A 12,894-nucleotide genomic window follows, 5' to 3' on the forward strand; every position below is an offset into this window, starting at 1 on the left:
GCCTCGGCCCTGCGCCGGTCCATCGTGAAGGCGAAGCGCCTCCGCTCCTGGGCGCGCAGATGCACGATGTACGTGCTCAGGAGTACGGCCGGGACCGCCGGCGCCCAGAGGAAGCCGAGTCCGCCGACCGCCGCGACGATCGTGCCGAGCGTGAAGGCGAGGAAGAGGACCATGGTGGTACGGCGTCGGCGCGCCAGGACCTGGAGGCGCTGCGCACGCCGAGCGCGTTCGGCCGCGGCTCCCGAAGGGCGCGCGCGCCGGGCGGGCACGGAGGCGCGCGCCGGACGTGCCGGTGCGGGCCTGGCCGCCTTGCGCGACGACGCGGGGAGGGACCTGGCCGGTGCGGGGACGTCCGCGCGGATCTCCATCCGGGCTTCCGTACGGGCCGGGGGCGCGGCGAAGGCCCGGACGTCGACGGAGCTCATCGACTCCGTACCGGCGCCCGTTTCCCCGTCGGACCCCGCCTCCTCGGCGGCACGCCCCTGAAGCTCCTTGGCATAACGGCGCTCCATGGCCGCCCTTCCGGACAGCAGCCGGATGGCGGTACTGAAGCGCTCCGTCGGACGTGCCTCATTGAGCTCGTCCTGCCTGCGGAGCCACATCGGCACCAAGTAGGCGGCCCAGGCCCCGACGATGACTGCGTAGATGAGGCCGCTGCTGCTCACGGTTCACACCGTAGAGGGGTTCGCACGAGGGCATCGGCCAATTGAGCCGGTGTGTCGCACGATCTGGCTGATATCACGGACTTTTTTTGTGACTGTTCAGATCAGTTTATAGCCATATGTCGATCATTATCGAACAAGTATTTCATTTTCTGTGCGTTCCCGGTCGAGCCTGCCGCCACCGGCGCAGCAGTCCCTCGGGCACCTCTTCGGCCGTGAGCACGAACACGAGATGGTCCCGCCACGCCCCGTCGATATGCAGATAGCGCGGGCGCAGCCCCTCCTCGCGGAATCCGAGTTTCTCGACCACCCGGCGGCTGGGCCCGTTCTCCGGGCGGATGCAGATCTCCAGGCGGTGCAGTCCGACCATGCGGAAACAGTGGTCGGCGGCGAGCGCGACGGCGGTCGGCATGACCCCGCGGCCGGCGACCTCGCGGTCCACCCAGTAGCCGACATGCCCCGAGCACATCGATCCCCAGGTGATCCCGGCGACCGTGAGCTGGCCGACGAGCCGTCCCTGGTACTCGACCACGAAGGGGAGCATCCGGCCCGCTCCCGCCTCGGCGCGCAGATGGCGGACCATCTGACGGTAGGTGGGGCGCTGGGCGACCGGACCGCCCGGTGGCGGCGGCGGGATCGTCGCCTCCCAGGGCCGCAGCCAGTCGCGGTTCCGCCGGTTCACCTCACGCCACGCGCGCTGGTCGCGCAGCCTTATCGGGCGGAGGGCGACATCGCCGTCCACCAGCGTCACGGGCCAGGACGGGTTCATCCGGAGGTACGGGGGTGATCGGTGCGGGGCTGATCGGTACCACGGCGATCCGCGGCGGGATGATCGGCAGCGGGATGATCGGTGCCGGAGCCGTCGCTACGAGCGTGATCGCCGCCGTGGATCTGGTCCACGGCGTGGACGAGCAGCCGTTCGAGCACGGCGAGGCCGTCCCGCACGCCGCCGGTCGAGCCCGGCAGGTTCACGATCAGGGTCCGACCGGCCATCCCGGCCAGGCCGCGGGAGAGCGCGGCGGTGGGGACCTTCACGGCGCCCGCGGCGCGGATCGCCTCGGGGATGCCCGGGATCTCGTGGTCGATCACGCGCCGGGTGACATCGGCGGTGCGGTCCGTGGGCGAGATGCCCGTACCGCCGGTGGTCAGGATGACGTCGTACGCGGCGGCGACGCCCGCGCGCAGGGCCCGCTCGACGGGCTCCCCGTCGGGAACGACCTCCGGTCCGTCGACGGAGAAGCCCAGCGCGGCGAGGCCCTCGGCGAGGATCGGGCCGCCCGTGTCGGCGTAGACACCCGCGGCGGCACGGTTGGACGCGGTGACGACGAGCGCGCGGTAGGTCCTTCGCCGGGCGGGCGTCGCGATCGACGGCTCCGGCTCCTGTCCCGTACCGGACACGCCGGGTTCCCCGGGCCTCGTACCCGACGGTCCCCGTGCCCCCGGCCCGGCGGCGCCTGCCGCGCTTCCCTCGGCCGTGTTCCGCGGGCCCTCGCCCGCTCGCGCCGTCATGACCCGGCTCCGTCCGCCTCGCCCTGTGCCGCCTCGCCCGGTGGCCGCGGGCCGCGCGTCCAGTGGCCCGACCTGCCGCCGGTCTTCTCCTCGACCCGTACGTCCGTGATGACCGCGCCCTTGTCGACCGCCTTCACCATGTCCACCAGGGTGAGCGCGGCCACCGACACAGCCGTCAGCGCCTCCATCTCGACGCCCGTACGGTCCGTGGTCCTGACTGTCGCGAGGATCTCGACGGCGTCGTCCGTGACCGCGAGGTCCACCGTGACACCCGAGACGGCCAGCGGATGACAGAGCGGAATCAGCTCCGGGGTCCGCTTCGCGCCCATGATCCCCGCGATACGGGCGGTGGCGAGCGCGTCGCCCTTGGGCACTCCCCCGCCCCTGAGCAGTTCGACGACGCGCGGCGACACCAGCACCCGCCCACTGGCACGCGCGGTGCGCGCGGTGATCTCCTTCGCCGAGACATCGACCATACGGGCCGCGCCCGACTCGTCGACATGGGTCAAGCCGCCCTGCTGAGAGGGTCCGGGGGTCTCCCCCCGGGAAAACACAGTCATTCGCTGTGGCGCTCCCGGTCCGGGCCCGACAGGGCCTGTGTGGGCAGACACGGTACCGCCACACGGGCGCATCAGCCGATCAGGACCACATCGACGTCCGTACCGGGCTCGACCGAGACCGAGTCCTCCGGGACGACGATCAGCGCGTCGGCGTGGGCGAGCGCGGCGACAAGATGCGATCCGGCACCGCCGACCGGGGTGATCGAGCCCGCCTCGGCGTCGTAGGCGGCCCGCAGGAACTGGCGGCGGCCGGCCGGGGACGAGAGCGGTTCGTCCGCCACGAGCGTGGCACGGGCCTTCGGACGGTGCACATCCTCCAGGCCCATCAGCCTGCGGATCGCGGGACGGACGAACAGCTCGAAGGAGACGTACGACGAGACCGGGTTCCCGGGCAGGGCGAGCAGCGGGGTGTGCTCCCGGCCGATCGACCCGAAGCCCTGCGGCTTGCCCGGCTGCATCGCGAGCTTGCGGAAATCGACCCCGCCGCCGTCCTCGTCCTCGTCTCCCACGGAGGAGAGCGCTTCCTTGACGACGTCGTACGCGCCGACGCTGACGCCGCCCGTGGTGACCACCATGTCGGCGCGGATGAGCTGGTCCTCGATGGTGGCGCGCAGGGTCTCCGCGTCGTCCGTGACGGCGCCGACCCGATACGCGATGGCGCCCGCGTCCCTGGCCGCCGCGGTGAGCGCGAAGCTGTTCGAGTCGTAGATCTGGCCGTCGCCGAGCTGCTCGCCGGGCTGGACGAGCTCGCTGCCGGTGGAGAGCACGACCACGCGCGGGCGCGGGCGGACCCGTACCGAACCGCGGCCGATGGCGGCCAGCAGCCCGATCTGCGGCGGGCCCAGGACCGTACCGGCCTCCAGGGCCAGATCGCCCGTCTGCACGTCGCTGCCGCGCGCGCGGACATGGCCACCGGCCTCGGCCGGGCGGTACACCCGCACCTCGCCGCTCGCGCCGTCCGGCGCCTCGCCCGCCGGGCGCATCGAGGTGGCCGCCCCGCCGCCCGTACCGCCGTCGGTCCACTCCACCGGGACGACGGCCTCGGCGCCCGGCGGCAGCGCGGCACCGGTCATGATCCGGGCGGTCTGCCCCGGGCCGACCTCGGGCAGGGCACCGCTGCCCGCCGCGACATCGCCGACGACGGTCAGCACGGCGGGAAACTCCTCGGTGGCACCCGCGACATCGACCGTACGGACCGCGTAGCCGTCCATGGAGCTGTTGTCGAACGGGGGCAGCGCCACCGGCACCGTGATGTCCTCCACGAGCACGCAGCCCTGTGCGTCGAGCAGTTGCAGCTCGATGGGATCGAGCGGGTGCACCGCGGCGAGAATGTCCGCGAGATGGTCGTCGACCGACCAGAGCCGCTCGTGGCCGTAGGCCGCCGGTGCCGATTCCGCCGTGCTGCTCAAGTGCCGCATCCCCTCGTCACGTGCTACATCTCCTCCGCGACATAACCGCGGAGCCAGGTCCGGAAGTCCGGGCCCAGGTCCTCACGTTCGCATGCGAGTCTGACAATGGCACGGAGATAGTCGCCGCGGTCACCGGTGTCATAGCGGCGGCCCTTGAAGACCACGCCGTGGACCGGTCCGCCGACCTTCTCGTCCGCGGAGAGCTGCTGAAGCGCGTCGGTGAGCTGGATCTCGCCGCCGCGGCCGGGCCCGGTCTCGCGCAGTATCCCGAAGACGGCGGGATCGAGGACGTAGCGGCCGATGATCGCGTAGTTGCTGGGCGCGTCGGCGGCGTCCGGCTTCTCGACCAGATCGTGCACCTTGACCACATCGGCGTCGCGCGTGGGCTCCACCGCGGCGCATCCGTAGAGATGGATCTGCGACGGATCGACCTCCATGAGGGCGATGACGCTGCCGCCCTCGCGCTCCTGGACCTCGACCATCCGGGCCAGCAGCGGATCGCGCGGGTCGATCAGGTCGTCGCCGAGCAGGACCGCGAAGGGCTGGTCGCCGACGTGCGGAGCCGCGCACAGGACCGCGTGGCCGAGGCCCCTGGGATCGCCCTGCCGCACGTAGTGCATGGTGGCGAGGTCGCTGGACTCCTGGACCTTGGCGAGGCGTTCGAGGTCTCCCTTGCGGGTGAGCGCCTCTTCCAGCTCGTAGTTCCGGTCGAAGTGGTCCTCAAGAGGACGCTTGTTGCGGCCGGTCACCATGAGCACGTCGGAGAGACCGGCTGCCACGGCCTCCTCGACCACATACTGGATCGCCGGCTTGTCGACGACCGGCAGCATCTCCTTCGGAGTTGCCTTGGTGGCGGGCAGGAACCGGGTGCCGAGGCCGGCGGCAGGGATGACAGCCTTGCTGATCCTGGCGGAGCGGGCCCGGGAGGGCGACTGAGTCATACCGAACACACTATCTGCTGCGCATGGGCGGAAGATGATGCTCTGGTTAACTTTCGCCTCATCCGTACTCATACGAGAGATTTGTGATGTCTGATGGGTGATGAGATGCCCGAAAAGGACGCGCTGCGGAGCGAACTTCTCGCCGCGAGGAGCCTGCTGTCCGGTGAGGACGCGCGCAGAGCCGCGGCGGTTCTCGCGGAGCGCGCCCTGGAGCTGCCGGAGCTGGCCCGCGCGCGCACCGTCGCCGCGTATGTGTCGGTGGGGCGCGAGCCCGGGACGCGCGCGCTGCTCGACGCGCTGCGCACGCGGGGGGTACGGGTCCTGCTGCCGGTGCTGATGGCGGACAACGACCTGGACTGGGCACCGTACGAGGGCGCCGAGCGGCTGGTGCGGGCACGGCGGGGACTGCTGGAACCGGACGGCGTACGGCTCGGTCCCGACGCCGTGCTGGACGCGGAGGCCGTCCTGCTGCCCGGTCTCGCGGTGGACGGGCGCGGTATGCGGCTGGGGCGCGGCGGCGGCTCGTACGACCGGGTCCTCGGGCGGCTGGCCGAGGCGGGGGCCGAGCCCGCCCTGGCCGTCCTGCTGTACGACGACGAGGTGGTCGCGCGGGTCCCGGAGGAGCCGCACGACCGTCCCGTACGGGCGGTGGTGACGCCGGGGGGCGTCCTGCGCTTCGGCCCGCCGACCGGACCGACGCGGACCGGGCGGACGCACGACGGGCTGGTACGGGACGGGCAGGGCGGGCTGGTACGGGACGGGCGGTGCCGGCACGGAGGCTGACACCGCCCGGCGCCCGGGCTCGCGTTCACGCCCGCGCCGGCGCTCGCGTTCACGCCGGGACTCACGCTCACCGCTACGGCGTCAGCGTCAGGGTGTCGGTCGTGGTGCGCTCCACCGCGTTGACACCGTAGGACCAGTCGAGCAGCTCGCCCCGGGCCCACTTGCTCGTCTGGTCGGTGTAGTGCGAGCTGTACGCGTGCCCCGAGGCGCCCGTCAGGTTGATCCACCGGGACTTGTCCCAGTCACCGACGTTGACGACCATCCGCATCGACGGAACCCATATGACCTCGTAGCCGCCCGCTGCGTTCCAGCCCGTCGCGTTGACGGCCGCCTCGCCGCCGCCGAGATTCCACGGACCGCGGTTGAGCATCCGCTTGAGGAAGCCGGGGCCGCTGGTGCCGAGCGTCTGGTTGTCCAGCGTGAGCTGGTGCAGCCGGCCCCAGGTCCAGCTCGACACGTCCTTGCCGAGCTTCGCGGTCAGCTCCCAGCGGGCATCGGCCATGGCGCGCTGGAGCAGCTCGTCGCGGGTCGTGCCGGCCGAGTCCCTGCGGCTGGCCGGGATGCTCCACCAGGGATTGTCCTGGTCGTCGATGATGCGCCGCACCACCTCGTACCAGCGGTCCCCGCCGTCCGGCTGCGCGAGGTCGGGATCGCGCCGGCCGCACTCCCGCACCCGCTGGTCGAGATCGTCCAGCGGGCCGGTGCTGTCGGCGGGACGGACGGTGAGGCACTGGCCCTTGACGCGCACCTCCTTCGGCAGCTTGTTGCCGAAGGCGAGCTTGAGGACATTGCGCCAGACGGCATTGAAGTAGGCGGCGGCACCCGAGTCGGGCTCCTGGGTGTAGTCCCAGCCTTCGAGGAGCTTCTGCGCCTCGCGCACGGCCGGGTCCTTGACGTCGAGCTTGACCAGGATCGGCGCCAGCAGCTTGGCGATCTGGCTGCTGTTGTCCATCTGCATGGTCTGCATGTCGGCGGTGGAGATCTTCCCGCCGTCCTTGATCTTCGACTCGATCAGGTCGTTGATCCGCTGGCTGCGGGCGCCGTAGCCCCAGTCCTCGGTCAGCGGGTACGGGTACTTCTTCGCGTCGACGACGGCCTGGTTGGCGGTGACGATGTAGCCGCGCTCCGGGTTGTACTCGTACGGGAGCTGGTCGAAGGGGATGTATCCCTTCCACTGGTACTTCGGGTCCCAGCCGGGAGCGGGCATCCGGCCGTCGCCCTCGGCGCGGATCGGGATGCGTCCGGGCGCCTGGTAGCCGATGTTGCCCTTGACGTCGGCGTAGATCAGGTTCTGCGAGGGAACCTCGAAGTGCTCGGCCGCCTTGCGGAACTGGGTGAAGTCCTTGGCCTTGTTGATCTCGAAGACCGCGTCCATGGACTTGCCCGGCTGGAGCGCGGTCCACTGGAGCGAGACGGCGTATCCGTCGCCGCGGTCGGGAGCGACATCGCCGACCGGGGCCTTCTCGCCGACCTTCGCCAGCTCGGTGTCGCGGTCGGAGACCACCGGACCGCGGTCGGTGGAGCGGACGGTGATCTTCTTGCTCTTGCCGCCCGCGACCTTGATGGTCTCCTCGCGGAGCTTGAACGGCTTCTCGCTGTCGCCGTACTGGTACGAGTCGCCGTCGACCTTCTCCAGATACAGGTCGGTCACATCGGCGCCGAGGTTGGTGAAGCCCCAGGCGATGTCCTGGTTGTGGCCGATGATCACACCGGGCATTCCGGAGAAGGTGTAGCCCGCGACGTCGTACTGGCAGGTCTCCGAGACGCTGCGGCAGTGCAGGCCCATCTGGTACCAGAGCGAGGGGAGCTGCGGGGCCAGGTGCGGATCGTTGGCGAGCAGCGGCTTCTCGGTGGTCGTGTACCGGCCGGAGACGACCCAGGAGTTGGAGCCGATGCCGTCGCCGCTGGGGCCGAGCAGGGCGGGGATCTCGTCGAGGGTGCCGGAGAGGGCCGCGAGCTGGGAGTTGAAGCTCTCGGTGGCCCCGGCGGCGCTGGTGCCGGTCGTGCTCGTGCCGGTCGCGCTCGTGTCACCGGCGCTGTTCAGGACGGTGCCGGCGGAGCTGTCCGTGCCGGTGCCGGTATCCGTGCCGGTCCCCGTGTCGATGCCTGTTCCCGCGCCGATGCCCGCGTCGGTTCCCGTGCCGTCGGTCGTGCCGCCCGGCGCCGTGGCGCTGGGCTCGGCCTTCGGGTCGTACTTCCCGGTTATCGGGTCGATCCCGCCCTCGCTGACGACGGGCTTGTTCCGGTCGTACGGGTACGACGGGTAGAGCTCGTCCACCTGCTTCTCGCTGAGCCTGCTGGTCAGCAGTGAGCGGTCGATCTCGTCCTGCATGTTGCCGCGCAGATCCCAGGCCATCGCCTTGAGCCAGGCGACCGAGTCGACCGGGGTCCACTTCGCGGGCTTGTAGTCGTTGGTGAAGTTCAGCGCGGCGTACTCGACCGAGATGTCCTTGCCGTCGCGGCCTTCGAGATAGGCGTTGACGCCGTCCGCGTACGACTGGAGGTTCTTCTTGGTCTCGTCCGAGAGCTCGTTGTCGTACTCGCGCTGAGCCACTCCGCGCCAGTCGAGGGTGCGCAGGAAGGCGTCGGTCTCGACCTGGCCCGAGCCGAACATCTCGGAGAGCCGGCCCGCGGTCATATGACGGCGGACGTCCATCTCCCAGAAGCGGTCCTGCGCCTGGACGAAGCCCTGGGCGCGGAAGAGGTCCTCGTCGGAGTTCGCGTAGATCTGCGGGATGCCGTAGCTGTCCCGTCGTACGTCCACGGGTCCGGACAGGCCCTTGAGCTGAATCGATCCCGTGGTCTGGGGGAAGGAGGCACGGACCGTGCCGACGCCCCAGTACGCCCCGTAGCCGACACCCGCGACAAGCGCCAGCACCAGGACGATCACGATCAGACGGGCGCGTCGCCCCTTCTTTTTGACGGAAGGGGGGGCTGTGTTGGCGGGCATCGCTGTCCTTCGAGGGGCAGGGTGGTCCTGGAATGCTGGAGCAACCATAGGCGCAGGCGTTCCCCGCCCCCGACGCGGTGTCATGTAGTGCGACTCATCGGACGACCACACAGGCACACAAGCGGGGTTCCTGCGGGGTTCCGGCCGGGTCCCGGCTGGGTTCCTGCCGGGATCTTGCCGGAATTCGCGCGCTATGGCGACACAGATCACATCTGAGCTCGCACAGACGATCGAGCGCGTCAAGAAAACGTTAAAGATTAGGTAAGGTAACGAAGTACTGGCCGCCGGAGGAACGATCCGGCGTGCGCGAGGGGAAGGATCGGCCGCTGACTGTCCACCAGCTCAATGAACTCCTGCTCGTCAGCTCACTCGTGCTGCTGATCGCGGTCGCGGCCGTACGGATCTCGTCCCGGAGCGGCCTCCCCAGCCTGCTCCTGTACCTCGGCATCGGGGTCGTCATAGGGCAGGACGGCATCTTCCATGTCAAGTTCGACAACGCGGGCCTGACGCAGGTCATCGGCTATGCCGCGCTCGTGGTGATCCTCGCCGAGGGCGGTCTCGGCACCAAGTGGAAAGAAGTGAGGCCGGCGCTGCCCGCCGCCGCCGCGCTGTCGACCGTGGGCGTCGGCGTGAGCGTCGGGGTGACGGCCGCCGCCGCGCACTTTCTGGTCGGCCTGGAGTGGCGGCAGGCGCTGATCATCGGCGCGGTCGTCTCCTCGACGGACGCCGCCGCGGTCTTCTCCGTACTGCGCAAGGTGCCGCTGCCGCCCAGGGTGACCGGCGCGCTGGAGGCCGAGTCCGGCTTCAACGACGCGCCCGTGGTGATCATCGTGGTCGCGCTCTCCGCCTCCGGTCCGGTCGAGCACTGGTACGTACTGGTCGGCGTGATCGCCCTCGAACTGGCCATCGGCGCGTGCATCGGGCTGGCGGTGGGCTTCGCGGGCGCCTTCGGGCTGCGGCACGTGGCCCTGCCGGCCTCCGGGCTCTACCCGATCGCCGTGATGGCCATCGCGGTCTCGGCGTACGCGCTCGGCGCCACGGCGCACGGCAGCGGTTTCCTCGCCGTCTATGTCGCCTCGATGATCCTCGGCAACTCCAAACTGCCGCACGCCCCGGCCAACCGCGGCTTCGCGGAGGGGCTCGGCTGGATCGCGCAGATCGGTATGTTCGTCCTGCTCGGGCTGCTGGTGACACCGCACGAACTGGGCGACGACTTCCTGCCCGCGCTGATCGTCGGACTCGTACTGACCGTGGTGGCCCGGCCGCTGTCCGTGCTGATCAGCCTGCTGCCGTTCCGTATCCCGTGGCAGGAACAGGCGCTGATGTCATGGGCGGGGCTGCGCGGCGCCGTACCCATCATCCTGGCGACCATCCCCATGGTGTCGCAGATCCAGGGCAGCCTGCGGATCTTCAACATCGTCTTCATCCTGGTCGTGGTCTACACGCTGGTGCAGGGTCCGACGCTGCCGTGGCTCGCGAGGGCCCTGCATCTCCGCAGCACCTCCGCGGCCTCCGATCTGGGCATCGAGTCGGCTCCGCTGGAGCGGCTGCGCGGCCATCTGCTCTCCGTGGCGATTCCGGAGCGGTCGAAGATGCACGGTGTGGAGGTGGGCGAGCTGCGGATGCCCTCGGGATCGGCGGTGACGCTGGTCGTACGGGACGGCAAGAGCTTCGTGCCGTCGCCCGCGACCGTGCTGCGCCGGGGGGACGAGCTGCTGGTGGTGGCCACGGATCCGGTACGGGACGCGGCGGAACGGCGGCTGCGGGCGGTGGCGCAGGGCGGCAAGCTGGCCGGCTGGCTGGGGACGGGCACGTCTTCCGGAACAGGTACGGCCTCCAGTGGCGGGAACGGCTCGGGTACGGGTGCGGGAACCGGCGCGGGGATCGGCGGACGGTCGGGGTGAGTGAGCGGGGCAGCCGTCGTCACGGGCGCCCGGCGGGCGGGCAAGGGAGCTCGTGCAATCCCAGGCGTGCGTCGGCGGTGCTTGGGATTCCGAGGGCATGTGATGTTCGTACCTGTACGATGAAGGCGCACCTGACTGATCGAACCACTTCTGCCTGACGCAGTGCTGGCGCGACCGTATGGCGGCCGTGGCGCTTCCCGTAGTGGGCCCTGGTATCTACCGCAGTTCCGCGCGCAGAGGACAGCTCTCGGCTGCCCCCGTGACCGCGGGGGCGCGCTACCAGGCGGCAGAAAGGCAAGGGCCGTGTCCCGCAACACGGTCGGCACCGACGCGCCCGCCGGCACCCGGAACAGACGGCGGACACGGGGGACGCGGCGCACGCGGAACGCTCCGCGCCGTCCCGGATACGGGCGGCTGCTGCGTACGCCCGGTGCCTGGACATTCCTGCTGCCCGGCTTCGCCGCTCGGCAGCCCTTCGCGATGCTGACGATCGGCATCGTCCTGCTGGTCCAGCACACCACCGGTTCGTACGGCACCGCCGGGGCCGTCGCCGCCGTCACCGGTGTCTCCATGGCCCTCTTCGCCCCGCAGAGCGGCAGGCTCGCGGACCGGTTCGGACAGCGCGCGGTACTGATACCGGGCGTGCTGACGCACACCGCCTCCGCCGCCGCGCTGATCGCGCTCGCGCTGACGGACGCTCCCCTGTGGGCGCTGTTCGTCGCGGCCGTGCCCACCGGCGCCTCCGTCCCGCAGATCGGCCCCATGGTGCGCTCGCGCTGGGCCGCCCTGCTGAGCGGTCCGTCCGGAACCTCCTCCCTGCTGCCGACCGCCGCCGCCTTCGAATCCGTGACGGACGAGTTCACCTTCGTCATCGGGCCCGTGCTCGCGACCGCGCTGTGCACCGGCGTACACCCGGCGGCCGGACTGATCGCCGAGGCCGCGCTCACCCTGGTCGGCGGTCTGCTCTTCGCCGCCCGGCGCGCGACCCAGCCCCGGCCCGGCCGACAAGGCACCGCCGGCCCGGGAGAGCCGGGAGAGCCGCGCACGTCCGCGCTGGCCGTGCCCGGCGTACGGGTACTGGCCGTGGCCTTCTTGGGCATCGGCTCGGTCTTCGGCGGAATGCAGGTCTCCCTCACCGCGTTCGCCGAGGAGATCGGCGCCCCCGGAGTGAACGGTGTGCTGTACGGGATCTTCGCCGCCGGCAATATGCTCGCCGGGATCGTCTGCGGCGCCGTCGCCTGGACGATCGGTCCGCGACGCAGATTGCTGTTCGGATACACGGCACTGACCGTGGTCGCCTCCACTCTGTGGGCCGTGAACTCGGCGCCGCTGCTCGCCGGGCTCGGACTGCTGGTCGGGCTCTGCATCGCACCCGCGCTGATCACGGGCTACACACTGGTCGAGTCGCTGGTGCCCGCCTCGGCCCGTACCGAGTCGTTCACCTGGCTGACCGGCGCGGTCGCGCTGGGCCAGGCCATGGCGGTGACCGCCGCGGGACAGCTAGCCGACGCACATGGCGCGAGCGCCGGATTCCTGGTGCCGCTCGTTGGTACGGTGCTGGCGCTCACCACCCTGGTGGTACTGCGCTCCCGACTGGCCCCGAAGGCCTCGGGGCGCGTCACCGCGCGTGGGATGGGTCACCGCGAGCCGGTGGCAGTGGACTGATCGCGCGGAATACGTCACTATGGAGCGTCGTTAGCACTCATTGAGTGAGAGTGCCAGGAGGAGCAAGTGCCGACCTACCAGTACCAGTGCACCGAGTGCGGCCAGGGCCTTGAAGCGGTGCAGAAATTCACCGATGACGCCCTGACCGTATGCCCGAATTGCGAGGGACGCCTGAAGAAGGTGTTCTCCGCGGTCGGCATCGTCTTCAAGGGCTCGGGCTTCTACCGCAACGACAGCCGTGGCTCGTCGTCGAGCAGCGCGCCCGCCTCGGCGAACTCGTCGGGCTCGGCCTCCTCGGGTACGAAGTCGTCGTCGGAGTCCAAGGCCGGGGCGTCGGCCTCCTCCTCGGCCTCCGGTTCCTCCGCGTCCGGTTCGAGCACCGGCTCCGGATCGAGCTCGGGCTCCGGCTCCTCGACGTCGAGCAGCGGCTCCAGCGGCTCTTCCGCCGCCTGATCGGCGCCCTGCTGCCGCGTTGTTCCTCTCTTCGCCGGGACCCCGCCGTTCTCCTACG

The 12,894-nt window shown here is 70.7% G+C and carries 11 protein-coding genes; 4 read left to right on the forward strand and 7 right to left on the reverse strand.

Annotated elements, in window-relative coordinates; all coding sequences use genetic code 11:
* The 6 genes from sepX to galU all read right to left on the reverse strand — a co-directional run.
* A partial coding sequence (gene sepX, locus BFF77_RS20470) for a divisome protein SepX/GlpR (RefSeq protein WP_342671246.1) occupies window positions 1–665 on the reverse strand: 665 nt, incomplete at its 3' end.
* A gap of 142 nt (window positions 666–807) precedes the next feature.
* Window positions 808–1,431: a GNAT family N-acetyltransferase gene (locus BFF77_RS20475; protein ID WP_079125333.1), complete on the reverse strand. Its 624-nt coding sequence runs from the start codon at window positions 1,429–1,431 to the stop codon at window positions 808–810.
* Window positions 1,428–2,060 (reverse strand): MogA/MoaB family molybdenum cofactor biosynthesis protein, encoded by a 633-nt coding sequence (locus tag BFF77_RS20480; RefSeq protein WP_425424401.1) that lies wholly within the window; start codon window positions 2,058–2,060, stop codon window positions 1,428–1,430. Before BFF77_RS20480 ends, BFF77_RS20475 begins: the two co-directional genes overlap by 4 nt.
* A gap of 107 nt (window positions 2,061–2,167) precedes the next feature.
* Window positions 2,168–2,731, reverse strand: a complete 564-nt coding sequence (gene moaC, locus BFF77_RS20485; RefSeq protein ID WP_066952059.1) for a cyclic pyranopterin monophosphate synthase MoaC — start codon at window positions 2,729–2,731, stop codon at window positions 2,168–2,170.
* A 71-nt stretch (window positions 2,732–2,802) separates the two neighbouring features.
* Window positions 2,803–4,140: a molybdotransferase-like divisome protein Glp gene (gene glp, locus BFF77_RS20490; protein ID WP_245703613.1), complete on the reverse strand. Its 1,338-nt coding sequence runs from the start codon at window positions 4,138–4,140 to the stop codon at window positions 2,803–2,805.
* Window positions 4,141–4,163: 23 nt separating this feature from the next.
* A complete protein-coding gene (gene galU, locus BFF77_RS20495) occupies window positions 4,164–5,081 on the reverse strand; it encodes a UTP--glucose-1-phosphate uridylyltransferase GalU (protein ID WP_066952063.1) in 918 nt (305 codons plus the stop codon).
* A gap of 105 nt (window positions 5,082–5,186) precedes the next feature.
* Here galU and BFF77_RS20500 point away from each other — a divergent pair, with 105 nt between their 5' ends.
* Window positions 5,187–5,864 (forward strand): 5-formyltetrahydrofolate cyclo-ligase, encoded by a 678-nt coding sequence (locus BFF77_RS20500; protein WP_079125335.1) that lies wholly within the window; start codon window positions 5,187–5,189, stop codon window positions 5,862–5,864.
* Between the two features lie 73 nt (window positions 5,865–5,937).
* Here the strand turns inward: BFF77_RS20500 and BFF77_RS20505 are convergent, their stop codons facing one another.
* Window positions 5,938–8,814 carry a penicillin acylase family protein gene (locus BFF77_RS20505; protein ID WP_079125336.1) on the reverse strand — a complete coding sequence of 959 codons (2,877 nt, stop codon included), beginning with the start codon at window positions 8,812–8,814 and terminating at the stop codon, window positions 5,938–5,940.
* Window positions 8,815–9,167: 353 nt separating this feature from the next.
* Here BFF77_RS20505 and BFF77_RS20510 point away from each other — a divergent pair, with 353 nt between their 5' ends.
* From BFF77_RS20510 to BFF77_RS33485, 3 genes are all read left to right on the forward strand, one after another.
* Window positions 9,168–10,718, forward strand: coding sequence for a potassium/proton antiporter (locus BFF77_RS20510; protein ID WP_425424402.1), 1,551 nt, complete (start codon window positions 9,168–9,170; stop codon window positions 10,716–10,718).
* 303 nt (window positions 10,719–11,021) lie between these two features.
* Window positions 11,022–12,383, forward strand: coding sequence for an MFS transporter (locus BFF77_RS20515; RefSeq protein ID WP_079125337.1), 1,362 nt, complete (start codon window positions 11,022–11,024; stop codon window positions 12,381–12,383).
* A 66-nt stretch (window positions 12,384–12,449) separates the two neighbouring features.
* Window positions 12,450–12,836: an FmdB family zinc ribbon protein gene (locus BFF77_RS33485; protein WP_079125338.1), complete on the forward strand. Its 387-nt coding sequence runs from the start codon at window positions 12,450–12,452 to the stop codon at window positions 12,834–12,836.
* The last annotated feature ends 58 nt before the right edge of the window (window positions 12,837–12,894 follow it).

The organism is Streptomyces lushanensis, from assembly GCF_001700515.1.
GTDB lineage: Bacteria > Actinomycetota > Actinomycetes > Streptomycetales > Streptomycetaceae > Streptomyces > Streptomyces lushanensis.